A 22,921-nucleotide genomic window follows, 5' to 3' on the forward strand; every position below is an offset into this window, starting at 1 on the left:
GGAATGAAACCGCTGGCGCGTTTTCTCGCGCTGGCCGGTTTTGCCGTGGCGTTGGCAAGCTGCCAGATGTTCACGCCGCCGGAAGTTCAGGAATCCGGATTCCAGCCTTCCGACAAGCCGATCACGGTGGACAATGTCGGCGCCAACAACAAGCTCGCCGAATTGGCCAAGGCGCAGCACCCGCGCATCCTGGCGACTTATGGCGGTGAATATTCCGACCCCAAGCTCGAGCGCATGGTCGCCAAGGTGGTCGGTAGTTTAACGGTGGTGTCCGCCAACCCGACACAGACCTATCGCATCACCATTTTAAATTCGCCCAACGTCAACGCCTTCGCGCTGCCGGGCGGCTATCTCTACATCACCCGCGGCCTCCTGGCGCTGGCCAATGATTCGGCCGAGCTTGCCGCTGTCATCGCGCATGAGATGGGCCACGTCACCGCCAATCACGGCCTGCAGCGCCAACAGCTCGAGGCAGAGGAAGGCCTGGCGACCAAGGTGGTTTCCGATGTGCTCGGCGACAGCCCGACCGCCAAGGCGGCGCTGATCCGCGGCAAGCTGAGGCTGGCGCAATTTTCGCGCAACCAGGAGCTGGAAGCCGACGCCATCGGCATCAAGTCGATCGGCGAGGCCGGCTACGATCCTTTCGCCGCAGGCCGCTTCCTTCAATCGATGTCGGCCTATACCGATTTCCGCTCGATCAGCGGCGCCACCGACGCCAGCCTGGACTTCCTGGCCACGCACCCCAACACGCCGCAGCGCATCGATCTGGCGCAGCGCCATGCTCGCCAGTTCGGCGCGCCGGGCGTCGGCACGCGCGACCGCGATTCCTTCCTCGCCGGCATAGACGGCCTGCTCTATGGCGACACGCCCGAGGAAGGCTATGTGCGCGGCGAAACCTTCCTGCACCCGGGCCTTGGCGTGTCGTTCACGGTGCCGGACGGCTTCATCATCGACAATTCGGCGGCAGCGGTGACGGCCACCGGCCCCGGCGACATAGCGATCCGTTTCGATGGCGTTTCCATCGACAAGAACCGGGCGCTGACGGACTATATCCGCAGCGGCTGGGTGGCTGGTCTCGTCGACAGTAGCGTCAAGCAGGAAACCATCAACGGCAATGAGGCGGCGACCGCGCATGCCGGCGCCGAAGGCTGGCAATTCGACATAGCGGTGATCCGCGCCGGCGGCCAGGTCTACCGGCTGCTGACCGCGGCCCCTTCCGCCAGCACGTCTCTGGACACGATCGCCCGTTCGGTAAGCGGCTCGTTCCGGATACTGAGTGCTGCCGAAAAGGCGGCGCTGAAGCCGCTGCACATCCGCGTCGTCACCGTCCAGCCTGGGCAGACGATGGGTTCACTTTCGGCGCAGATGGTCGGCGTCGACCGCAAGCTCGACCTGTTCCGCGTCCTCAACGCGCTGTCGCCCGGTGCCGCCGTTTCGGCCGGCGACAAGGTCAAGATCGTCACCGACAAGTAGGCGCCGCTGGACGCCTGCCGCCGTTCAGGCGGCAGTCGCCATGAACTCCGGATTCTGCTTCACCAATGCGACCTTGAGCTTTTCCATGGCGCGGGCCTCGATCTGGCGGACGCGTTCCTTGGAGATGCCGAGGGTTTCGCCGAGCGCTTCGAGTGTCGCGCCCTCGTCGTTCAGCCGCCGTTCCTCGATGATCCTAAGCTCCCGTGCGTTGAGCGCGCGAAGCGCCTCCCTCAGCCAGAGCGAGCGGCGCGCGACATCGATCTTGTCGCCGACGATCTCGTCGGGCAGCGGATCGTCCGAAATCAGGAAATCCATGCGCTCGGTCGAACCCGCATCGTCGGCAATAGGCATGTTGAGCGAGGAGTCGGGCGCCGAGAGCCGCGAATCCATCATCGCCACATCGGCTTCGGAGACGCCAAGCGCCTCCGACACTTCGCGATAGAGCGTGGCGTTGGAGAGCGGCTCCGTGCCATTCGCCAACCGCGCGCGCAGGCGTCGCAGGTTGAAGAACAGCGCCTTCTGGGCCGAGCTGGTGCCGCCACGCACGATAGACCAGTTGCGCAGGATATAGTCCTGCATCGAGGCGCGGATCCACCATGTCGCATAGGTCGAGAACCGCACCTCGCGCTCCGGCTCGAAGCGGGCGGCGGCCTCGAGCAATCCGACATGACCCTCCTGGACCAGATCGCCGAGCGGCAGGCCGTAATGGCGGAACTTGGAGGCCATGGAAATGACCAGCCGCATATGAGCGACGGTGATTGAGTGCAGCGCGTTCTGGTCGTTGTCCTCTTTCCAGAGCAATGCAAGCCGATGCTCTTCGTCACGCTCGAGGTAGGGAGCCTTCATTGCCGCGCGGACCATGATCCGTCCTGCCGTGTCTTCCATCATGAGGCGCTCCCTGGGTGGTGCGAATGACTTTGCAAAGTTGGCTGCCGCCCGGGTTGAAATGCCGGCGTCGTGCCCTAGAACAGCCAGAACTGCCATGCGCGGGAAAGGTTCCGCGACCGCAGCGGCGCGATTGTGTTGCCTGAAGGATTCTCAGGAGGTCCGAGATGGCTGCGATCACGAGTGAAAAAGCGCCGTTTAGAGAGTATGGTTTCATAAACCCGCCGTTTTTGAAATCCTGTTCCTTATTTTTTCGGCTTGCATCTGTCAGTTTCCAGCGCTCACAAATATGCCGGCCAGCCGGCCAAGGACGGGATCACAGAAAAATGAAATGGCTCAAGTCGCTCATTATCGCCGGAACGCTGCAGGCCCTGGCTGTCGCTTCAGGTCATGCCGGCCCCAATCTCGACCAGATCAAGCACGCCGGTGTCATAAAGATCGGCACGGAAGGCACCTATGCGCCGTTCACCTACCATGACACGTCCGGTGCACTGGTCGGCTTCGACGTCGAAATTGCCAAGGCGATTGCCGAGAAGCTTGGTGTCCAGGCCGAGTTCCTCGAAGGCAAGTGGGATGGACTGATCGCCGGCCTCGACGCCAATCGCTACGACGCCGTCATCAATCAGGTGGGCATCACCGATGCCCGCAAAGCCAAGTACGACTTCTCCGATCCCTACATCGCCTCCAAGGCGGTGCTGATCGTGCGCGGCGACAACACCGACATCAAGAGCTTCGCCGATCTCAAGGGCAAGAAGTCGGCGCAGTCGTTGACCTCGAATTTCGGCAAGCTGGCCGAAACGAACGGCGCTGAACTGGTCGGCACCGATGGCTTCGACCAGTCTATCCAGCTGCTTCTGACCGGCCGCGCCGACGCCACGATCAATGACAGCCTGTCGTTCCTCGACTTCAAGAAGCACAAGCCCGACGCCAATGTGAAGATTGCCGCGCAAGAGGAAAACGCCGACTATTCCGGCGTCATCGTGCGCAAGGGCGATCCGGAACTGGTCGCCGCGATCAACAAGGCGCTGGCCGACATCAAGGCCGACGGCACCTATAAGAAGATCGCCGACACCTATTTCGGCCAGGATGTTTCGAAGTAATCTACGAGGCGAGCCGCTCCGCGGCCATGAGACACATAGAGCGGCGAGCCGTCTTTGACGGCCCGCCGCTTTTGTCGTGATATGGCAGACGCATTCTCGCCTTGACCAAGCTGCTTCGACCAATCTGGAGGGTCATACGTGCCGCACTGGCTGCAACTGATGCTGGAGTCGCTGCCTTCGCTCTTGTGGGCGGCGCTGATCTTCACCGTGCCGCTGACGCTGTTGTCCTTCGCCTTGGGGCTGGCCGTTGGGTTGGGTGCTGCACTCGCCCGGCTGTTCGGCCCCAAGCCGCTGGTCGCGCTTGTGCGCTTCTATGTCTGGATCTTCCGGGGTACGCCACTTTTGGTGCAGCTGTTCCTCATCTTCTACGGCCTGCCGTCGGTCGGCATCCTGCTCGACGCCTTCACGGCGGCGTTGATCGGATTCACGCTCAACATCGGCGCCTACACGTCGGAAATCATCCGCGCGGCAATAGGCTCGGTGCCGAAAGGCCAGTGGGAAGCCGCCTATTCGATCGGCATGACCTGGGGCCAGGCGATGCGGCGTACCATTCTGCCGCAAGCCGGCCGGGTCGCGGTGCCGCCGCTCTCCAACACCTTCATCTCGCTGGTCAAGGACACGTCGCTGGCCGCCGCCATCACCGTGCCGGAGATGTTCCAGGCGGCGCAGCGCATCGTCGCCACCACCTATGAGCCGCTGATCCTCTATGTCGAGGCGGCGATCCTCTATTTGGCGCTGAGTTCGGTGCTGTCGGCCTTGCAGACGCGGTTGGAGACCCGGCTCAACCGCTATGGCGGCTTCCTGGAGGCGCGCTCATGATCGGCCTCAGCAACATCGAAAAGCGCTTCGGCGACAATCTCGTGTTGAAGGGCGTGACGGTCACCATTGCCGAAGGCAGCGTCACGGCGCTGGTCGGTCCGTCGGGCGGGGGAAAGAGCACCCTGCTGCGCTGTATCAACCTCCTGGAGATCCCGACCTCGGGCACGGTGCGCATTGGCGACGAGACGCTCGAATTCCACCCCGGCGGCAGGGTTCCGGCCAGGGATATCCAGCGCCTGCGGCTGCAGACTGGCATGGTGTTCCAGAACTTCCAGCTGTTTCCGCATCGCACTGCGATCGAGAACGTCATGGAAGGGCTGGTGACGGTGCTGAAGTGGCCGCCTGAGATGGCACGCGAGCGGGCACTGGCTCTGCTGGAGAAGGTCGGGATGGCGCACAAGGCCGACGCCTGGCCGGCGACGCTGTCGGGCGGCCAGCAGCAGCGCGTGGCGATCGCCCGCGCGTTGGCGCCGTCGCCGAAAGTGTTGCTCTGCGACGAGCCGACCTCGGCGCTCGACCCGGAACTGGCGCAAGAGGTGGTCGAGGTGCTTGGCAAGCTCGCCAGCGAAGGCACGACCATGGTGATGGCGACGCATGATCTGCGCCTCGCCTCCAAGATCGCCCAGGAAGTGGTGTTCCTCGATGCCGGCGTCGTCGTCGAGAAGGGGCCGGCCGCGGTGCTGTTCAACAATCCGCAGCAGCAACGGACGAAGCGGTTCATCGCAACGCTGAAGCAGGAGGCTGAGAAGGAAGGCGGCGGCGCGTAAGCGCGCGGCCCAGAGTGTGTTGAATTCGGGTGATGGCCCAAAAGGGGCGCCGGTTTCCGGGATATCTTGCCGTGCGCGAGCAGGCCGTCAGCCGCCCTCCGGCATACTGGCCCTTGCTGCCGGCAGCCGCTAAAATTTCACCGTCGGCTCTCCCCTGAAGCCGCGGCTTTTCGTTTGCAGGTTCAGATATGATGGCTGACGAGCGCCACGCCAAGTCCGATGAGGATCGAACCGCATGTCTTGGGGATCATCCATCCGGCGCCGCCGCCAGTGAACCGGCCAACGGCGAGCGAGGCGATGCCGACCGCCGCCAGGTCGGCCATCGAGAAGATGAGATTGACGACGATGCCGAGGATGAGGAATTGCAACCCTACGGCAATGGCGGCTGACGGATCCACGAACTGCGGCAGGAAGGTCAGGAAGAACAGTGCTGTCTTGGGATTGAGGATCTCGACGACCATGCTGTCGCGGAATGTGTTCGGGGCCGGCCTGGCACCGTCCTCGCCCATCCGGTTCCATCCCAGGAACATGGCAAGGCCCAGCGAAATGAGATATGTGGCGCCCGCCAATCGGATCATCGAGAAAGCGACCGGCGCGTGTTCCATCAGTGCGGCGAGTCCGACCGCCGCGGCCAGGATGTGCACGTAACAGCCGAGATGAACACCCAGTGCCGCCATCAATCCCGCCTGACGGCCATGGGCCAGCGTCTGCGCGGTCATGTAGAGAATCGCCGGCCCTGGCATGCAGGCGAAGGCGAGCGTTGCGAGGGCGAACGGAATCCAAAGATCCAGCGACGGCATGACGGCTCCTCCCATGTGATCAAGCCGTGGGAGGAGTAGGCTGGGGGTCAGGCCGAAAACATACGGCAGATGCCGTATTTGGATCGTGATCGGGCTTGGCTAATCTGCCGATGGTTAAGGGGACGTTGCCGAGCGGCTGCGATATCAGCCGGCGGGCAATCCCAGACGAACCGCGTAGGCGGTCAGTTCGGCGGTGTTGTGGAGATTGAGCTTGCCCATCAGGTTTTCGCGATGCTTGCGAGCGGTCGGCAGGCTGATACCCAGCCGTTCGGCGATGTCGCGCGTGATCATGCCTTGCGCCACCAGTTGAAGGATCTGCCGTTCGCGCCGCGTCAGCGGCACCGGGGAGAGGATTTCCTGTGCGGCTATCGGCTCGCTGCCCCTGCCCATATCGCTGACGGCGAAGCGAACGGTTTTCGCCAGATAGGTGCCCCCCTTCTTGACCGCTTCGATGGCGGCGCCGAGTTCCTCGGGATCGCCGTCCTTGGTCAGGTAGGCGCTGGCGCCGGCACTGAGCGCGGCGCGCACCGTCCTCGGCTCGATATTGGCCGTCAGCACCACGATCCGCAGGTGTGGCGCCAAGGTCCTGATGGTGGCGATGAACTGCATCCCGGCGACACCTGGCATGCCGAGGTCGAGGATCAAAAGGTCGGCGCGCGTGCTTCGCAGCTGGCCAAGCAGCGCCTCGCCATCCGCAGCCTCGGCGACGACCGAGACATTGTCCATCGCCGAGATGAGCAGCTTCAGCCCCTCGCGCACGATGGCATGGTCGTCGGCGAGTATGGCGGTGAGCGGGCGATTCATCAGGGCATCATCCAGGACTGCAGCGGCGTATATGGATCAATCGCCAACTTATGCGAAACAGGTTGCCGGTAGATCAACGGTACCGGGGAAGACCGCCCGGAGAATACTTGGGGCAATTGGGGGGATTCGATGCAGGAAGACAAGATACGCCAGGCCCTGATCGAACTCCTGTATCGCAATTCCTACGGCGTGGTCATCTCCAACATCGTGATCTCGATGGCGGCGGTCTATGTGCTGAGAACGGCCGTTTCCACCCATTGGCTGATCGGCTGGCTAGCGGCGCTGTATCTGCTGACGGCTATCCGGGTGCTGGCGTCGCGCCGTTTTTTCAGCCGCGCCCGGGATCGCCACTCGATCTTGCGCTGGGCATGGCTGGCGACGGCATTTTCCTGCATGTCAGGCCTTCTGTGGGGTGTGCTTGGCTGGGTCGGATTCATGCCCGAGGCGCCGATCGTGCTGTCCTTCACGGTCATCGTCCTGACTGGTCTCGTCTGCGGCACCGTGCCGTCTCTGTCGGCCTTTCCGCCGGCGCTGGTTGGTTCCATCCTGGCCACGGTGGTGCCGGTCGCCCTGCGCTGCCTGACCACCCAAAGCGATATTTCCGGCGCCTTCCTGTTCCTGCTCGCGTCGCTGGTGGCGATCAATTTCTACTACTGCCGTATCACCTACCGCATGCTGCGCGAAACCGTCAGCCTGCGACTGGAGAACGAAACGCTGGTCGAGCATCTGCAAGAGGAACGCGACAGGGCGCAGACCGCCGACCGTGCCAAGACGCGTTTTCTGGCGGCGGCGAGTCACGATCTGCGCCAACCGATCCATGCCCTGAGCCTGCTGGTCTCGACGCTTGCCGTTTTGGGGCAGCGCGGCGACGTACCCTCCGGCGAGGCGCGCGACCTGGCCAGCCGGGCGAAATCGGTTGTCAGCAACTTCAGTGGGCTGCTCAACGCTTTGCTCGATATCTCCCGGCTCGATGCGGGCATCGTCACGGTCGCGAGCGAGGCGGTGCCGCTGCGCGACCTCTTTGGTGATCTTCGCAATGAATTCGCCGCCGAGGCGAAACAGCGCGGACTTACGTGGCGCGTGGTCGACAGCGGCCTCTGCGTCGACAGCGACCCGATGATGCTGAAGCGTATTCTCAACAACCTGGTGTCGAATGCCTTTCGCTACACCAAGCAAGGTGGTGTCCTGCTGGGCTGTCGCCGGCGCGGCGCATGTGTGGAGATACAGGTCCTCGACAGCGGCCCCGGCATCCCCGCCGATCAGCAGGGGATGGTCTTCGAGGAGTTCGTGCAGTTGCAGAACCCGGCGCGGGACCGCACGCAAGGCCTGGGACTCGGGCTCGCCATCGTTCGTCGCACCGCCGAACTGTTGGGGCACCCCCTGAAATTGGCTTCGACACCAGGACGCGGTTCCCTGTTTTCCATCACCGTCGCGAAGGCCGGCGCGGTGCAGGCTCGCTTAGAGGTCGACACGACATCGCCGGCCAGCAGTGCCGCCGGCATCATGGTGGTCGAGGATGAGGGCGACGTTCTCGATGCCATGGTGCGCTTGCTCAGCCTGGAGGGACATCGTGTCTATCCCGGCCGCTCCGCCGCAGAGGCACGGAAGGCCCATGCGGCGGCGCTGGCTGCCGGCGATGCGCCGGTCGACCTGATCATCGCAGACTACCGTCTCGAGAATGACAGCACCGGCACCGACGCGATCCGTGCGCTTCACGCCCATATCGGCCGCGTTGTCCCGACCATCATCATCACCGGCGATACCTCGCCTTCGCGCCTCAAGGAGATCAGCGCCAGCGGCAGCCGCATCCTGCACAAGCCGATCGCCGACGAGGAATTGCGCGAAACCATTGCTGCGGTCTGCTTTGCTGGCAAGGCGACAAGTGCGGACACACGTTAAACGAAAACGCGTGCTGGACGGCACCACGGTTCGACGCGCCGGCAAGCCGCGATGCAGCACGCTGGCGCGCGGTGCATCATCAACATCGAAGCTGCCGCCCAAAAGCAAAAGAGGCCCCGGTCAAACCGGAGCCTCCAATCGTTTCAGGCAGGATCTCTCGAAAAGGCGAGAAGGATCAGGCAGCTTCTTCCTGCTCGGCCTCTTCATTGTCGGCCTTGGCGCCCCGCTTAGGGCCCTTGTTGAGGTTGACCTCGATCAAGCGCACGGCTTCGGTTTCCGACATGCGGTTGACGGCCGCGATCTCGCGGGCCATGCGGTCGAGCGCCGCCTCATAGAGCTGGCGCTCGGAATAGGACTGCTCCGGCTGGTTGTCGGCGCGGTAGAGGTCGCGCACGACTTCCGAGATCGAGATCAGGTCGCCCGAATTGATCTTCGCATCATATTCCTGGGCGCGGCGCGACCACATGGTGCGCTTGACACGGGCGCGGCCCTGCACGACCTTCAGCGCGCGCTCGACATAATCCTCCTCCGACAGCTTGCGCATGCCGATGGAGGTCGCCTTGGCGACCGGCACCTTCAGGCGCATCTTGTCCTTCGAAAAGTCGATGACGAACAGTTCCAGCTTGTGTCCAGCAACTTCCTGCTCGTCGATCGAGACGATCTGGCCGACGCCGTGCGCCGGGTAGACGATGTACTCGCCGGTCTTGAAACCGTGACGCGCAGCGGTGGACTTCTTCTGCGGGGTGATCGTTGCCATTACGCCCTGAACTCCTTGTTGTGGCACCGGCGTCCTGCCGGTCCGAACTCGCGCGATCGGGGAAGCCGATCGTTAGCCGCACAACAGATGAACCCATCGGAAAAGCCGGACCGGCAAACCGCAACATCGCGACCGCCTGGCCCAGATCGCTCTGGTCCGAATGGGATTTTCACCTTTCAGTGATTTGGGGCGTCTGCGCCATAAATCGACGTTGTGTCACCGGCATGTTTCGCTGATGTAACACAAAAAGTCGGAAGAATCAAGGTTTTGCTGCATACGCGAAGGCCACAGGTCAGCGCCGGCTGTCAAGCCGGTTAATGTGACGTGCCTCTTACCCAGCGTAATACCGGCCTTTGCGGCCGTGTTGTCAATCGCCTTCGCCGGGCTCGGCCGAGAAGTATTTCTCAAATTTGCCGGCCTCGCCGTCGAAGGATTTGGCGTCTGCCGGCGGTTCCTTCTTGGCGGTGATGTTGGGCCATTTCTCGGCGTATTCGGTGTTGACCTGCAGCCATTTGTCGAGGCCGGGTTCGGTGTCCGGCTTGATTGCGTCGGCCGGGCATTCCGGCTCGCAAACGCCGCAGTCGATGCACTCGTCGGGGTGGATGACGAGCATGTTCTCGCCTTCGTAGAAACAGTCGACCGGACAGACTTCGATGCAGTCCATGTATTTGCATTTGATGCAATTGTCGGTCACGACATAGGTCATCGGTCGGCTCCGGGACGTCCCATTTTGTTGGGCTTTTTCCGTCAGGTAACGCCTTTGTCGACCGCTTGCAAGGGTAGCCATTGCGGACGGTGCCGGTGTTTCCGGAATGGAATTCCAGACTGCAGGCCCGGCGGAAGTCAGTCATGTCCCGCAGAGCGTCTGTTTGCCGGGCTCAGTTCTCGCCTCAGGCGTGCCGTTGTCCCAGAACCACTGCGTGTTTTTGGACGCCAGGCATCAATCTTCGCCGAGCAATCGGTCGGTCTGGCGACGTTCCTTCTTGGTCGGGCGGCCGCTGCCGGCCTCGCGCAGCCCCGGAATTGCATCGGGAGGGGCTTCGCCCTTCGGTGCGGGCGGTGGCGACATATCCTCGTAGAGCGTCCGGGCCTCCTCGGCCGGGCCGCGTCGCGTACCGGCGCCGAGCACCTTCCAGATGAAGATGCGACGCTCGAGCGTGATGGTCAGGACGTCGCCTGGCTTGACTTGGTCGGAGGCCTGCGCTGCTTTGTCGCGATTGATGCGGACGCGGCCGGCGACGACCAACTTCGCCGCCAGCGAGCGCGATTTCACGGCGCGGGAGAAGAACAGCCATTTGTCGATGCGCTGGCGGCCTTCGGCAACCATCGAAGCGAGCCGGGTTCTACTTCTTCAGCTGGTCGCGGAGAGCGGCGAGCTTGGCGAAGGGCGAATCCGGATCGAAACGCACCGGGCGCTCCTCGCGCGGCTTCGGCTGGAAGGCCGGCTTGCCGCCTTGCGGGCCACCTTTGCCATCCGGCCTGCCACCCTTCCAGTCGGGACGGCCTTCGCGGCGGTCGGGACGTTCGCCCTGCGGCCTGCCATCACGTCGCTGTTCGCCTTCGGCCTGCGGCTTGGGCTTGAATTTCGAGCGGTCGAAGCGCGGCTTGCCGGCTCCATCGCGCCGTCCTTCATGGGCCGGGCGTTCTCCGGGTGCAGCAGCGGCCGGTGCGCCGGCGGCATCCGCAGGCGCATCGCTTCGGCCGCGCGCTTGTCCGTTGCGCGGGCGATTGTTCCTGCGGCTGTCATCGCGGTTGCGCGGGCGCTGTTCGAAGCGGCCCTGACGCCACAACAGGATGGGTTTTGGTGCTTCGGCTTCCGGCGCGGGTTCGCCGACAGCTGCTTCAGTCACCGCCACAGGTTCGTCCGGCGCGGCGTCCGTTGCGGGCGCGGCATTTGCCGCCAGGTCGGCCGTTGCGGCTTCTTCTGCCGCTGCGGCTTCAGTCTCGGCAGCTTCAGCCTCTGCCTGCGGTTCAGCCGGTGCCGGTTCAGCAGCAGCCTCGGCAACAGGCGCTTCGTCTTGCACGGTTTCGACCGGAGCGTCCGCCTGTTCTTCCACGGCAGGCGAAGCAGGTTCCGCCGCGGCGTCGGAGGTGATTTCGGCGGGAATTTCGGCCGCGGTTTCCGAAACGGCCACTGCGTCCGATGCCGGCTCCGACCCTTCGACGGCTGCCTCTGCTGCGGCATCCGTTGCCGCGGCTTCCGCCGCTTTGGCCTGCTCGGCTCGTGCAGCTTCTTCCGTCGCCAGTTTCGCCACCGCCGCTTCGCGGGCGGCGTTGTCCTGCGCTTCGAGCCGCGCCTTGACCTCGACGGCCGGCTTGGGCTCGGCACGATAGCCGAGACCCTTGAGAATTTCTTCCATGTCGTCCGCGGTGGCGCCGAGGATCGACATCATCGGCGGCGTCACCATGAAGGACTGGCCGTCATAGGCGCCGTCCGGGCGCTGGCCGAGGCCGGGCTTCCAGTTGGTCGCCGGACGGATCAGATCCGCCAACCGTTCCAGTATGTCGATGCGCACGGCGCGACGGCCGAGATTGCGGTAGCCGGCAAGCTTATAGAACGTCTTGTCGAAAGCAGGGTCGATCACCACCGAGGTGCGACCCGAGGCGAGCGCATGGACCACGTCACCAAAACCCGGCTTGTCCTTGCCGTCGTTCTTCAGCGCCCACAGCAGCGTCACCAGTCCGGCAGGCGCCGGCTTGATCAGCGCCGGCACGAAGACATGGTAGGCGCCGAAGCGCACGCCAAGCCGGCGAAGGGCGGCGCGGCCTTCCTGGTCGAGCGACTTCATCTCCTCGGCGATGTCGCGGCGGTTGATGAGGCCGAAATTCTCGACCAGCTGGAAGGCGATGCCGCGGCCGATGCCGGAAATCTGGTCGGCGTTTTTCAAGTCGACCAGCGGCTTCAGCAGCGACTCGATCTGGAAATTGACGAAACGCTCGGCACGCGCGGCAACCTTGTCGCGCGCCGGGCCGGTCAGCTGTTCGTCGGCCAGCAGCACCAGCCGCGGCTTCAGCGCGTCTTCGCCTGATACAAGCGTGCCGATCGGCGCGCCGATCCAGCGCAGCGTGCCGTCCGAGCCGAGCGCGATGTCGCCATTGGCGCAGGCGCCGAAGCGTTCGGCGCGCGATTCGAACTCGGCGGCCAGCGCCTTCTGGGCAGCGGTGCGCACCGCCTTGGCGTCTTCGCCGCCGACGGTCTGGTCGGCGGTGAAGCGGAACCCTTGCAACTCGCCGACATGGTGGCCTTCGACAAGGACGGTTCCGGTAGGGCTAATTTCGGCTTCAGGCATGGTATTTTCTCTAAGGCGCCGCATGAGGACGGAAGTCCTGCGGTCTACGAAGCGTTTCGTCAACCGCTCATGCAGCGCATCCGACAATCTGTCTTCGATTTCGCGCGTCTTTTCCTGCCAGTGTGCCTGATCGGCCAGCCAGCCGGGCCGGTTCGACACGAATGTCCAGGTGCGGATCTGGGCTATGCGATGCGACAGCGTGTCAATGTCGCCCTCGGTGGTGTCGGCGCGGCGCACCTGCTCGGCCATGTAATTCTCGTCGACATGGCCGTGGCGTGCGAGGTCCGTGTAGATCGAGGCAATGAGGTCGGCATGCTGCGCCGGCGCGATCCTGCGGTAGTCGGGCAGCGCGCAGGCTTCCCACAGCAGCGCCACGCGCTTGGCATTGGTGGTGAGCGCGCGAATGTCCTCGTCGCGCGATAGATGCTCGAGCGCCTGTGCATCGACGGCAGGCAATGCCCGCGTCAGTCCCTCGACCGGAGCGTTGGTCTCGATCGAGCGCTTCAGCGCGTCGAGGCTGGCAAAGTCGAAATGCGCGGTGCGCCACTGCAGCACCTTCACCGGATCGAAATCGTGGCCTTCGATCTTCTTGATCAGCTCTTCGTCGAGCGGGTCGACCTGGCCGGTGACACCGAAGGTGCCGTCGCGCAGATGCCGGCCGGCGCGGCCGGCGATCTGGCCGAGCTCGGCCGCGGTCAGGTTGCGGTACTGGAAGCCATCGAACTTGCGGTTCTGGGCGAAGGCGACGTGGTCGAGATCGAGATTGAGACCCATGCCGATGGCGTCGGTGGCGATGAGGTAGTCGACATCGCCGGACTGGAACAGCGCCACCTGGGCGTTGCGGGTGCGCGGCGAGAGCGCGCCGAGCACGACGGCGGCACCGCCCTGCTGGCGGCGGATCAACTCGGCGATGGCGTAGACCTCGTCGGCGGAGAAGGCGACGATTGCCGTGCGCCGCGGCAGGCGGGTCAGCTTCTTGGAGCCGGCATAGGCAAGATGCGACAGCCTCGGCCGCGTCACCACCGAGACACCCCTCAGCAGGCGCTGCAGGATACCGTGCATGGTGGCGGCACCCAGTAGCAGCGTCTCCTGGCGGCCGCGCAGGTGCAGGATGCGATCGGTGAAGATGTGGCCGCGCTCGAGGTCACCGGCGAGCTGCACCTCGTCGATGGCGACAAAGGCGGCGTCGGTCTCGCGCGGCATGGCCTCGACGGTGCAGACCGAATATCTGGCGCCCGGCGGCTGGATCTTTTCCTCGCCGGTGATCAGCGCAACCTTGTGGGCGCCGACCTTTTCGCAGACGCGGGCGTAGACCTCGCGCGCCAGAAGTCTGAGCGGCAGGCCGATGATCCCACTCTCATGCGCCACCATGCGCTCGATGGCGAGATGGGTCTTGCCGGTGTTGGTCGGCCCGAGCACGGCGGTCACGTCGCGGCCCGACAGGATCAGCGGCTCTGTGTGTTTGGGCTGGATGTTCATCAACCTAGAATAAGGCTTCTGGGACCTGGAAATAAGGCTTCTGGCCTCTGGTTGTCGGGAGCGTGCCTCAAATGGCGCGTATGACAGGCGACACATAGGGATTTCGGGCGCGAAGCGAAAGCGGAATGTTCCGCCGGCGGCGAGAAGGTGGTTTTGTCAAGCTTCCAATCGGCTGCGGATTAACGGATAGAACGAGTCTGGAACGAATCGGCGACGAATCAGTGACTCCTGCAGATTCAGCTTTTGTTCACGGCTACATCTGGATTTCGCGGCCGCGAGTCGCACCACATGCTGAATCGCTGAACTGGCCCGTTTCATGCTAAGAGGGTGTTGCCGTTAAGCTTTGCCTGGAAACAATCACGGTGGCTAGGCGCGCCTCGACCAACATGATGAAATTGTTGATCTTTCTTAACCTGCGTTAAGCAGTTGGGCAGGCGATTCCGGCTGTCGTCGTTAACGTTCGGCTCATAGCCGGAACGAATCGGCGACGAATCAGCGATGGCGCGATTTTCCCGATTTGTTCACCCCAATATCTTGTGTTGTGAACAGCTTATCCACCGAGAATCCACAGGTTACGAAGGAGCTTTTGCACAGGGCGGCTACCGGCTATTAACCTTCGCGTGCCGAATTGGGTCAGCTACGGTCGCGAGCACGTCAAAGGGACCGTGCCGGAAACGGGCCGATGTGCCGGCCCGTCGATCTCCTACATCGCCACGTCGTCAGGCGAAGTATTGGCCACCGTTGGCCGTGATGGTCGAGCCGGTGATGAAGCCTGCATCTTCGGATGCAAGGAAGACGACGCAGCGCGCGATTTCTTCCGGTTCGCCGAGGCGGCCGACGGGGATTTGCGGGATGATGCGGTCGTTGAGCACCCTCTCGTCGATCGCCTTGACCATCTCGGTGGCGATGTAGCCAGGGCAGATGACGTTGACGGTGATGCCCGCGCGAGCTCCCTCTTGAGCGAGGGCTTTGCTGAAACCGATGTCGCCAGCCTTCGCGGCGGAATAGTTGACCTGGCCGGCCTGGCCTTTCTGGCCGTTGATCGACGAGATGGTGATGACGCGGCCGAACTTGCGGTCGCGCATGCCGCTCCACAGCGGATGCGTCATGTTGAAGACGCCGGACAGGTTGGTGTCGATGACCTCTTTCCACTGCTCGCGCGTGATCTTGTGGAACATGGCGTCGCGGGTGATGCCGGCATTGTTGACCAGCACCGAGACCGGGCCGAGATCGGCCTCGACCTGCTTGATGCCGGCGGCGCAGGAATCATAGTCGGCGACCGACCATTTGTAGACCGGAATGCCGGTCTCGGCCTTGAATTTCGCCGCTGCGGCGTCATTGCCGGCATAGTTCGCGGCAACCGAATAGCCGACGGTCTTCAATGCGATCGAGATCGCCGCGCCGATGCCGCGCGATCCGCCTGTGACGATTGCTACCTTGGTCATGCGTGTTCCCTCCCTTTGGTCGGGAGAGCGAATAGGGAGTAGCGAATAGCGAGTAGGGCTCTACGTCCCGTCGCGCTGACGCAATTCTTCCCTATTGACTACTCCCTATTCGCTACTCACTTCTTTTTCAGAGTGCTTCGATACACATGGCGACGCCCATGCCGCCGCCGATGCACAAGGTGGCCAGCCCCTTCTTGGCGCCGCGCCGGCGCATCTCGAAGACCAGTGTGTTGAAGACACGGGCGCCGGAAGCACCGATCGGGTGGCCGATGGCGATGGCGCCGCCATTGACGTTGACGATCGAAGGATCCCAGCCCATGTCCTTGTTGACGGCGCAGGCCTGTGCCGCAAAGGCCTCGTTGGCCTCGACAAGGTCGAGATCGCCGACCGACCAGCCGGCCTTTTCCAAGGCCTTGCGCGATGCTGGGATCGGGCCGGTGCCCATAATCTGCGGATCGACGCCGGCGGTTGCCCAGGACACGATGCGTGCCAGCGGGGTGATGCCGCGCCTCACCGCTTCCGCCTCGCTCATCAGCAGCGCGCCGGCGGCACCGTCATTGATGCCGGAGGCGTTGGCGGCGGTCACCGTGCCGTCCTTGTCGAAGGCCGGCTTCAGCTTGGTCATGGCGTCGAGCGTGGCGCCGTGGCGAATGTATTCGTCCTGGTCGACGATGGTGTCGCCCTTCTTGCCCTTGATGGTGACGGCGACGATCTCGTCCTTGAACTTGCCGGCCTTCTGCGCGGCCTCGGCCTTGTTCTGCGAAGCCAGCGCGAACTGGTCCTGGTCTTCGCGGGTGATCTGGAACTGACGCGCGACGTTTTCGGCGGTGTTGCCCATGTGATAGCCGTTGAAGGCGTCCCACAGCCCGTCCTTGATCATGGTGTCGATCAGCTTGAAGTCGCCCATCTTTACGCCGGCGCGCAGGTGCTGGGCATGGGTCGAGAGCGACATCGATTCCTGGCCGCCGGCGACGATGACCTTGGCATCGCCGGTGGCGATCTGCTGCATGCCGAGCGCAATGGCACGCAGGCCCGAGCCGCAAACCTGATTGAGGCCCCAGGCTGTGGTTTCCTTGGGCAGGCCGGCATTGATCGATGCCTGGCGGGCCGGGTTCTGGCCTTGCGCGGCGGTCAGCACCTGGCCGAGGATGACCTCGTCGACCTCGCCTGGTTCGACACCGGCACGCGACAGCAATTCCCTGATGACGACGGCGCCGAGTTCATGCGCCGGGGTGGCGGCGAAGGCGCCGTTGAAGGAGCCGACCGGCGTGCGCGCCGCACTGGCAATGACGATGGAAGCGGACATTTTCTTCTCCAGACTTCAAGGGTGTTGCTCTGTCGTTGGGGACTTTTCTTGCCCTTTCCCAACCCCAAGTCAAACCGGAAATGGGCATGGCGCCCATGCGCCGCAAGCAGGCCGTGCCTTGCCAGGGCGACCATTCGTCCATTGCTGCGCAGCATATTTTGCCTGCTATGCAGCATTTAGTGATCCCGCACTGCACAAACTGCTTGGAATTGTGAAGCTTTTGCGCATATCCTCAAAAAAAAGGCACAATCGTTATCGGCGGCTTGCTCAGAGGCGCGCCGGTGTCCCCGGGAGGATGTAGATGGCCGCTAAAGACGATCCGATCATCATCAAGAAATACGCCAATCGCCGCCTCTACAACACCGGCACCAGCACCTATGTGACGCTCGAGGACCTCGCCGAGATGGTCAAGAAGGGCGAGGAGTTCACCGTCCAGGACGCCAAGACCGGCGACGACATCACGCATCCGGTGCTGACACAGATCATCTTCGAACTGGAGAACAAGGACGGGCAGAACATGCTGCCGATCCCGTTCCTGCGCCAGCTCATCGCTTATTACGGCGACCAGATGCAGATGATCGTGCCGAGCTTCCTCGAACAGTCGATGCTTGCCTTTTCCAAGGAGCAGGAGCGCTTTCGCGAGCAGATGAAGGGGGCGATCGGCAAGTCGCCGCTCGACATGATGAAGATCACCACGCCGATCAAGGCGCTGGAGGAACAGACACGCCGCAACATGGAAATGTTCCAGAATGCGATGCGGCTGTTCACGCCGTTCCCGCCCGCCGGCACCGCGCCAGCCGCCGCGCCGTCGCCCGAGCCGGCCAGGAAGGAAACGTCAGAAAAACCCGACGATCTTCAGGAACTGAAGGACCAGATCGCGGCCATGCAGCGCAAGCTCGACACGATGTCCTGAGCGCTTGGCGCTCTTGCAACCCTACACCAGCACGCCCTCATAGCGGCCGCGCGGCCTGATGACACTTCCGCTTGTGATCTGTTCGACCGTGTGCTCGGCCCAGCCGACGCTGCGTGCGAGCGCAAACAGGCGAAACGGCGCATCGCGCGGCAAGCCAAGGCTGCGCGTCAGCGCTGCCAGCCCAAAGTCGATGTTGGGAAGCGCGCCGGTCGCGGCAAGGGCAGCATCGCGCAGCGACGATAGTGTGCCGTCAACCTCGATCACCGACAGCAGCGCGGCGCCCCGGGGATCGCCGTCGGGATAGAGCTGATGACCGAACCCCGGCAATGGCCGGTCGTGGCTGAGCCAGCGCCGGATCGTCGCATCGGCGCCATGTCGGGCCGCATCCTCGGCCAGTTGCATCACCGCCTCGCCGGCACCGCCATGGCGAGGGCCTGACAGCGTCGCGAGCCCGGCCAGCAGGCAAGCGGCCAGCGGCGCGCCGGTCGAGGCTGCGACGCGCGCGGCGAAGGTCGACGCATTCAGTTCATGATCGGCAAGCAGGACAAGCGCGCGGCGGATCGCATTGGCGCCGCCGGCGTCCACCGACCAGGCCTGCGCCAGCCGCTGATGGACGGGATCTGGTCCTGCCGGTGCGCCCAGCGCGGCGACCAGCACGCCGACAGCGTGCGCGGCATCGGCATGCAGCGAGGCCCGGTTGCGCCCAAGCGACGGGCGCCCTTGGCCGGCAAGCACGGCAAGTTGCGCAAAAGCCGAGGCCCGGCCGGCTTGATGGGGCACATCCGGCGACGGTGCTTCGAAAGCCACCGGTTCCGGCAGAGCCCAGAGAATGGCGGCGGCTTCTTCCAGTGTGGCGTGCCCGGAGAGCACTGCGGCGTCCTGCCCGCGATAGATGAGCCGACCGTGCGAGACGGTCGAAATCGCCGTTGCGATCGAGGGCTCACCCCACGCGATGGCGCTTTCAGCGATGACTGATGGGCTCCGTCCGCGCGCCCGGCGGGTCGCCAGTGCGGCGATATCGTCGCCGCGGTACTGGCTGCGGCGCGGATCGGCGCGGTCGGGCCGCATGCCGATGCGCCCACGGCTGACATAGGCGTACAGCGTCTGCGCCCGCACCTTGAGCCTCTCCAGCGCCTCTTCCCGGGACAACCATTCGGACATATCGAGCCCTGATATTGATTCTATTGATCAAGATTGATGGAAACGTTGCCCATCTCTATCTCCGATCCGGAAATGCTTCAAGGAGACAAGGCTATGGCGAATGGGCTCGATGACGTGGTGGCGGCGGAAACCTTGCTTTCCGATGTGGATGGGCTGGGTGGCCGTCTGACGATCCGAGGTCATTCGCTGCCGGAGCTGGCCGGCCGCTGGAACTATGCCCAGGTGATGGGGCTGCTGCTCGACGGCTTTTTCGACGACCTTCCCGATGATGCGCAACTGACGCGTGCGCTGGGCCAGGCGCGTGCGGAGGTGCTCGAGCGGCTATTGCCATCGCTGCCCTTGCTGGCATCGCTCGATGTCTACAGCGCGATGCGCGCTGGCATGGCGCTGTTGCCGGACGGCGAGACCTTGGCCGATGCCTTGCTGCTCATCGCAGCGCCCGCCGTGCTGACGCCGGCCCTGCTGCGCCTGCAGCGCGGCGAGCAGCCGATCGCGCCGGACAGCCGCGCCGATCATGCCGCCGACATGTTGAAGATGCTGAGCGGCAGCGTCGCCTCGACGGCGCTGGCGAAGGCGCTCGATACCTATCTCGTGACCGTCTGCGATCATGGCCTCAATGCGTCGACCTTCGCCACCCGCGTGGTCGCCTCGACGAAGGCCGGGCTGACATCCTCCGTGCTGGCCGGGCTCGGCGCGCTCAAGGGGCCGCTGCATGGCGGCGCGCCCGGTCCGGTGATCGAGATGCTGGATGCGATCCAGGCGCATGGCGATGCCGCCGGCTGGCTTCGCGACGAGATCGCGCAGGGCAGGCGCATCATGGGCTTCGGGCACCGCATCTATCGCGTGCGCGATCCGCGCGCCGATGTGCTGAAGGCCGTCGTGCGGCAACTCGGCGGCGAGGGCGAAACTGGCCGCCGGCTGGCCTTTGCGGAGACGGTCGAGCAAACGGCACTCGAGGTGCTGCGGATCGCCAAGCCGTCGCGCTCGCTGCAGACCAATGTCGAGTTCTACACCGCGCTGCTGTTGGAGGCGGCGGGTTTTCCGCCACAAGCTTTCAGCAATGTCTTTGCCGCCGGGCGCGTCGCCGGCTGGATCGCGCATGCGCGTGAACAGCAGACGACCGGGCGGCTGATCCGCCCGCAGTCGCACTATGTCGGGCCGGTGCCGGACCTGGTTGCCTGAGGTCTTTTGGCGCCTGGCGAGCGACCGGCGATCCAAACGATATCCTCCTGGTGAGCGGCCGTGTGGCCGCTCATGACGAAAATTTCATCTCCTCAAAAACTCTGGCCGCTGTTATTGCGTCGCATTGAGCATATATGCTGCAGTGCAACATAAGCTCGCTCTTGCCGCAACCAGAGGACTCCGCCCTTGGCCGCCAGAAAAACCGCAGTCATCACCGGCTCCACATCGGGCATTGGCCTGGCCATCGCCCAGGCGTTGGCGGCCGAAGGCCATAATGTCGTCGTCAACTCTTTCTCCGACACGGCCGCCGACCACGCCATCACTGATGCGATCGCCAAACACCACGGGGTGAAAACCGCCTACATCAAGGCCGACATGTCGAAACCGGCCGAATGCCGGGCGCTGATCGCCAAGGCGGCTGAGACATTCGGATCGGTCGATATCCTCATCAACAATGCCGGCATCCAGCATGTCGCGCCGGTTGAGGACTTTCCGATCGAGAAATGGGACGCCATCATCGCCATCAACCTGTCGTCGGCGTTCCACACCATTGCAGCCGCGATCCCGCTGATGAAGGAGGCCGGCGGTGGCCGGATCGTCAACATCGCCTCGGCGCACGGCCTGGTCGCGTCGCCGTTCAAATCGGCCTATGTCTCAGCCAAGCACGGCATCATGGGATTGACCAAAACGGTCGCACTCGAACTGGCGCGCGAAAAAATCACCTGCAACGCCATCTGCCCGGGCTATGTCCTGACGCCGCTGGTCGAGGCGCAGATCCCCGACCAAATGAAAGCCCATCAGATGGATCGCGAGACCGTCATCCGTGAGGTCATGCTGGACAAGCAGCCGACCAAGGAATTCGTCACGGTGGAGCAGATCGCGGCAGCGGCGGTGTTCCTGTGCTCGGACGCGGCAGCGCAGATCAACGGCACGCATCTCTCGGTCGATGGCGGCTGGACCGCCGCGTGAGGCGCAAAATCTTCTCATCTATCCAAAACGAACCAAGGACGACGCCATGACCAAAAACGGCAAGGCGGAGGAGACAAAGAAGAAGATCAACATCGCGCTTCAGGGCGGCGGCTCGCACGGGGCCTTTTCCTGGGGTGTGCTCGACCGCCTGCTGGAGGACGGACGGCTGGAGATATCAGCAGTGTCCGGCACCAGCGCCGGCGCCATGAACGCGGTGGCGCTGGCCGACGGATATGTGCGCGGAGGTGTCGAGGGAGCGCGGCAGAAACTTGACGATTTCTGGCGCGCGGTGGCGGCCAAGGGCCGGTTCAGCCCGGTACACCGCATGCCGTGGGATGTCGCCTGGGGCAACTGGTCGATCGAGAATACGCCTGGCTATGTCTTCTTCGATACCATGTCGCGGGTGTTCTCGCCCTATGTCGCCAATCCGCTCGGCTTCAACCCGCTGCGCGACGTGGTTCAGCAGGAGATCGATTTCGACAATGTCCGCGCCTGCAAGTCGATGGAACTGTTCATATCGGCGACCAATGTCGAGACCGGACAGTTGCGCGTCTTTTCCGATGGCGAGATCGACCTCGACACGGTGATGGCCTCGGCCTGCCTGCCGCAACTGTTCCGTGCTGTCGAGATCAAGGGGGTGCCCTATTGGGATGGCGGCTATGGCGGCAACCCGGCGCTTTATCCGTTCTTCAAGACGGCTGCGACCGAGGACGTGCTTCTGGTGCAGATCAATCCGGTGGTGCGGGAGGGAACACCAAGAAGCGCCAACGAGATCCAGAACCGCATCGACGAGATCGCCTTCAACGCCGGGTTGCTGCGCGAATTCCGCTCGATCGCCTTCGTCAAGGAACTGATCGCCGCCGGCCGTCTGCCGCATGGTGAGTATCGCGACATCCGCATGCACCGGATCGATGCCGATGAGGCATTCAAGGATCTGTCGGCGTCCTCGAAGGTCAACGCCGAATGGGCGTTTCTGACCTACCTGCGTGATCTCGGCCGCACCGCCGCCAGCGACTGGCTGGAAGAGAATTACGAGGCCGTCGGCAAGCGACCGACGCTCGATCTCTCCGGCGAACTCGATGACGGCTTCAAGCCGGTGCGCGGTCCGGCACCTGGCCGGCGGGTCAAGGAATTTCTTGCGGCGCGCAAGAACCCGGAGGCAGAGCGCCGGCGCGCCTGAGCGACCAATCAATGTGCATCGATTGGTCTGCAATCATGCCTTCAAGGTCAGGTCGATCACCCTGATCAGGGCAGCGGCCGCCTGCCGCTGCCCCTCCGGATCTCTGATCCGCGCCTTCATGCCTTCCAGCCCGTCGAGCAGCATGTCGGCAAGCAGTTGCGCCGACAGGCCTCTGGCCGCCAGGTCGACGCCGTTCCTGGCTGCCTCGCGCTCTATCGCGGCGCCGATGTGTTGGCCAAGCCCGCCGCGCCAGCAGCCCACCAGATCGCCAAGGCTCGATTTCATGTCCAGCAATTCGGCGCCGTGCGGCGAAGCAACGACCGCGCCCATCATTGAGATGAATGCCTCGTCGATGGCCCGCATCATGCGCTCGGTGAAAGCACCCTCGCCGGCTAGAGCCGTTTTTGCCGCCTCGACCGAGCGTGACAGGATCATCATGGCGATGGCGCGGAAAATGTCGGTCTTGTTCTTGAACAGGAGATAGAGCGCCGGGCGCGACATGTCTGCGGCGCGGGCGATATCGTCCATGGTGGTGCGCGAGAAACCATAGGCCAAAAACACCTTCATCGCGCCGTCCAGGATGCGGACGCGCTTGGGATCTATGGCGGCGATGTCTTCGATCGGGTTCATGGAGCAATTCTATCCTGCAAAATCCTGTTTGACAAAATGACGAAATTTGTCAATCTGTATCG

General features: G+C 63.7%; 20 protein-coding genes. 9 read left to right on the forward strand and 11 right to left on the reverse strand.

Annotated elements, in window-relative coordinates; translation table 11 throughout:
* Positions 1 to 3 precede the first annotated feature (3 nt).
* The gene (locus tag NP945_RS20290) at positions 4 to 1,473 is read left to right on the forward strand and encodes a M48 family metalloprotease (RefSeq protein WP_127267258.1); all 1,470 of its coding nucleotides are present in this window, start codon (positions 4 to 6) and stop codon (positions 1,471 to 1,473) included.
* Positions 1,474 to 1,497: 24 nt separating this feature from the next.
* Here NP945_RS20290 and NP945_RS20295 read toward each other — a convergent pair whose 3' ends face one another.
* Positions 1,498 to 2,361, reverse strand: coding sequence for an RNA polymerase factor sigma-32 (locus NP945_RS20295; RefSeq protein WP_023814301.1), 864 nt, complete (start codon positions 2,359 to 2,361; stop codon positions 1,498 to 1,500).
* A 323-nt stretch (positions 2,362 to 2,684) separates the two neighbouring features.
* Between NP945_RS20295 and NP945_RS20300 the strand changes: the two genes are divergently transcribed.
* From NP945_RS20300 to NP945_RS20310, 3 genes are all read left to right on the forward strand, one after another.
* Positions 2,685 to 3,458, forward strand: a complete 774-nt coding sequence (locus tag NP945_RS20300) for an amino acid ABC transporter substrate-binding protein (RefSeq protein ID WP_127267251.1) — start codon at positions 2,685 to 2,687, stop codon at positions 3,456 to 3,458.
* Positions 3,459 to 3,596: 138 nt separating this feature from the next.
* Positions 3,597 to 4,277, forward strand: coding sequence for an amino acid ABC transporter permease (locus NP945_RS20305; protein ID WP_127267252.1), 681 nt, complete (start codon positions 3,597 to 3,599; stop codon positions 4,275 to 4,277).
* A complete protein-coding gene (locus tag NP945_RS20310) occupies positions 4,274 to 5,044 on the forward strand; it encodes an amino acid ABC transporter ATP-binding protein (protein ID WP_256747358.1) in 771 nt (256 codons plus the stop codon). The genes NP945_RS20305 and NP945_RS20310 overlap by 4 nt, the downstream gene beginning before the upstream one ends.
* 182 nt (positions 5,045 to 5,226) lie before the next feature.
* On the opposite strand, the gene NP945_RS20315 is transcribed toward NP945_RS20310, so the two are convergent.
* Both NP945_RS20315 and NP945_RS20320 read right to left on the reverse strand, forming a co-directional pair.
* Positions 5,227 to 5,844, reverse strand: coding sequence for a LysE family translocator (locus NP945_RS20315; protein WP_256747359.1), 618 nt, complete (start codon positions 5,842 to 5,844; stop codon positions 5,227 to 5,229).
* Between the two features lie 144 nt (positions 5,845 to 5,988).
* Positions 5,989 to 6,648 (reverse strand): response regulator transcription factor, encoded by a 660-nt coding sequence (locus tag NP945_RS20320; RefSeq protein WP_256747360.1) that lies wholly within the window; start codon positions 6,646 to 6,648, stop codon positions 5,989 to 5,991.
* 129 nt (positions 6,649 to 6,777) lie between these two features.
* Here NP945_RS20320 and NP945_RS20325 point away from each other — a divergent pair, with 129 nt between their 5' ends.
* Entirely contained in the window at positions 6,778 to 8,547 is a 1,770-nt protein-coding gene (locus NP945_RS20325) for an ATP-binding protein (RefSeq protein WP_256747361.1), read from the forward strand.
* A gap of 175 nt (positions 8,548 to 8,722) precedes the next feature.
* Here the strand turns inward: NP945_RS20325 and NP945_RS20330 are convergent, their stop codons facing one another.
* The 6 genes from NP945_RS20330 to NP945_RS20355 all read right to left on the reverse strand — a co-directional run bounded on the left by NP945_RS20330 (position 8,723) and on the right by NP945_RS20355 (position 16,824).
* Positions 8,723 to 9,304 carry a CarD family transcriptional regulator gene (locus NP945_RS20330; RefSeq protein WP_013529179.1) on the reverse strand — a complete coding sequence of 194 codons (582 nt, stop codon included), beginning with the start codon at positions 9,302 to 9,304 and terminating at the stop codon, positions 8,723 to 8,725.
* A 367-nt stretch (positions 9,305 to 9,671) separates the two neighbouring features.
* Positions 9,672 to 10,010 (reverse strand): ferredoxin FdxA, encoded by a 339-nt coding sequence (gene fdxA / locus NP945_RS20335; RefSeq protein WP_013529180.1) that lies wholly within the window; start codon positions 10,008 to 10,010, stop codon positions 9,672 to 9,674.
* A gap of 234 nt (positions 10,011 to 10,244) precedes the next feature.
* The gene (locus NP945_RS20340; protein ID WP_127297242.1) at positions 10,245 to 10,631 is read right to left on the reverse strand and encodes an RNA-binding S4 domain-containing protein; all 387 of its coding nucleotides are present in this window, start codon (positions 10,629 to 10,631) and stop codon (positions 10,245 to 10,247) included.
* Between the two features lie 16 nt (positions 10,632 to 10,647).
* Positions 10,648 to 14,073 carry a helicase-related protein gene (locus NP945_RS20345; protein ID WP_256747362.1) on the reverse strand — a complete coding sequence of 1,142 codons (3,426 nt, stop codon included), beginning with the start codon at positions 14,071 to 14,073 and terminating at the stop codon, positions 10,648 to 10,650.
* Between the two features lie 719 nt (positions 14,074 to 14,792).
* Positions 14,793 to 15,518, reverse strand: coding sequence for an acetoacetyl-CoA reductase (phbB, locus tag NP945_RS20350; RefSeq protein ID WP_023814310.1), 726 nt, complete (start codon positions 15,516 to 15,518; stop codon positions 14,793 to 14,795).
* A gap of 127 nt (positions 15,519 to 15,645) precedes the next feature.
* On the reverse strand, positions 15,646 to 16,824 hold the full coding sequence (locus NP945_RS20355; RefSeq protein ID WP_256747363.1) for an acetyl-CoA C-acetyltransferase: 1,179 nt from the start codon (positions 16,822 to 16,824) through the stop codon (positions 15,646 to 15,648).
* Between the two features lie 301 nt (positions 16,825 to 17,125).
* On the opposite strand from NP945_RS20355, the gene phaR reads away from it, so the two are divergent.
* Positions 17,126 to 17,737, forward strand: a complete 612-nt coding sequence (gene phaR / locus NP945_RS20360; RefSeq protein WP_027037157.1) for a polyhydroxyalkanoate synthesis repressor PhaR — start codon at positions 17,126 to 17,128, stop codon at positions 17,735 to 17,737.
* A 21-nt stretch (positions 17,738 to 17,758) separates the two neighbouring features.
* Here phaR and NP945_RS20365 read toward each other — a convergent pair whose 3' ends face one another.
* Positions 17,759 to 18,898, reverse strand: a complete 1,140-nt coding sequence (locus NP945_RS20365) for a citrate synthase (protein WP_256747364.1) — start codon at positions 18,896 to 18,898, stop codon at positions 17,759 to 17,761.
* Between the two features lie 93 nt (positions 18,899 to 18,991).
* Between NP945_RS20365 and NP945_RS20370 the strand changes: the two genes are divergently transcribed.
* From NP945_RS20370 to NP945_RS20380, 3 genes are all read left to right on the forward strand, one after another.
* Positions 18,992 to 20,080: a citrate synthase/methylcitrate synthase gene (locus NP945_RS20370; protein WP_256747365.1), complete on the forward strand. Its 1,089-nt coding sequence runs from the start codon at positions 18,992 to 18,994 to the stop codon at positions 20,078 to 20,080.
* A gap of 186 nt (positions 20,081 to 20,266) precedes the next feature.
* Positions 20,267 to 21,049: a 3-hydroxybutyrate dehydrogenase gene (locus NP945_RS20375; protein WP_127809045.1), complete on the forward strand. Its 783-nt coding sequence runs from the start codon at positions 20,267 to 20,269 to the stop codon at positions 21,047 to 21,049.
* 46 nt (positions 21,050 to 21,095) lie between these two features.
* Positions 21,096 to 22,229 carry a patatin-like phospholipase family protein gene (locus NP945_RS20380; protein WP_127270167.1) on the forward strand — a complete coding sequence of 378 codons (1,134 nt, stop codon included), beginning with the start codon at positions 21,096 to 21,098 and terminating at the stop codon, positions 22,227 to 22,229.
* Between the two features lie 33 nt (positions 22,230 to 22,262).
* On the opposite strand, the gene NP945_RS20385 is transcribed toward NP945_RS20380, so the two are convergent.
* Complete coding sequence (locus tag NP945_RS20385; RefSeq protein WP_256747366.1) at positions 22,263 to 22,859, reverse strand: TetR/AcrR family transcriptional regulator; 597 nt, start codon at positions 22,857 to 22,859, stop codon at positions 22,263 to 22,265.
* Positions 22,860 to 22,921: the final 62 nt, after the last annotated feature.

Source organism: Mesorhizobium sp. LMG17149 (assembly GCF_024518695.1).
GTDB lineage: Bacteria > Pseudomonadota > Alphaproteobacteria > Rhizobiales > Rhizobiaceae > Mesorhizobium.

Excerpts from the sequence above, each read along its gene's own strand:
- NP945_RS20370 (WP_256747365.1), top strand. The coding sequence starts at position 18,992 with ATGGCGAATGGGCTCGATGACGTGGTGGCGGCGGAAACCTTGCTTTCC.
- NP945_RS20385 (WP_256747366.1), bottom strand. The coding sequence starts at position 22,859 with ATGAACCCGATCGAAGACATCGCCGCCATAGATCCCAAGCGCGTCCGC.
- NP945_RS20315 (WP_256747359.1), bottom strand. The coding sequence starts at position 5,844 with ATGCCGTCGCTGGATCTTTGGATTCCGTTCGCCCTCGCAACGCTCGCC.
- NP945_RS20340 (WP_127297242.1), bottom strand. The coding sequence starts at position 10,631 with ATGGTTGCCGAAGGCCGCCAGCGCATCGACAAATGGCTGTTCTTCTCC.
- NP945_RS20330 (WP_013529179.1), bottom strand. The coding sequence starts at position 9,304 with ATGGCAACGATCACCCCGCAGAAGAAGTCCACCGCTGCGCGTCACGGT.
- NP945_RS20320 (WP_256747360.1), bottom strand. The coding sequence starts at position 6,648 with ATGAATCGCCCGCTCACCGCCATACTCGCCGACGACCATGCCATCGTG.
- NP945_RS20295 (WP_023814301.1), bottom strand. The coding sequence starts at position 2,361 with ATGATGGAAGACACGGCAGGACGGATCATGGTCCGCGCGGCAATGAAG.
- NP945_RS20355 (WP_256747363.1), bottom strand. The coding sequence starts at position 16,824 with ATGTCCGCTTCCATCGTCATTGCCAGTGCGGCGCGCACGCCGGTCGGC.
- NP945_RS20345 (WP_256747362.1), bottom strand. The coding sequence starts at position 14,073 with ATGAACATCCAGCCCAAACACACAGAGCCGCTGATCCTGTCGGGCCGC.
- fdxA (WP_013529180.1), bottom strand. The coding sequence starts at position 10,010 with ATGACCTATGTCGTGACCGACAATTGCATCAAATGCAAATACATGGAC.
- phaR (WP_027037157.1), top strand. The coding sequence starts at position 17,126 with ATGGCCGCTAAAGACGATCCGATCATCATCAAGAAATACGCCAATCGC.
- NP945_RS20310 (WP_256747358.1), top strand. The coding sequence starts at position 4,274 with ATGATCGGCCTCAGCAACATCGAAAAGCGCTTCGGCGACAATCTCGTG.
- NP945_RS20290 (WP_127267258.1), top strand. The coding sequence starts at position 4 with ATGAAACCGCTGGCGCGTTTTCTCGCGCTGGCCGGTTTTGCCGTGGCG.
- NP945_RS20365 (WP_256747364.1), bottom strand. The coding sequence starts at position 18,898 with ATGTCCGAATGGTTGTCCCGGGAAGAGGCGCTGGAGAGGCTCAAGGTG.
- NP945_RS20325 (WP_256747361.1), top strand. The coding sequence starts at position 6,778 with ATGCAGGAAGACAAGATACGCCAGGCCCTGATCGAACTCCTGTATCGC.
- phbB (WP_023814310.1), bottom strand. The coding sequence starts at position 15,518 with ATGACCAAGGTAGCAATCGTCACAGGCGGATCGCGCGGCATCGGCGCG.
- NP945_RS20380 (WP_127270167.1), top strand. The coding sequence starts at position 21,096 with ATGACCAAAAACGGCAAGGCGGAGGAGACAAAGAAGAAGATCAACATC.
- NP945_RS20300 (WP_127267251.1), top strand. The coding sequence starts at position 2,685 with ATGAAATGGCTCAAGTCGCTCATTATCGCCGGAACGCTGCAGGCCCTG.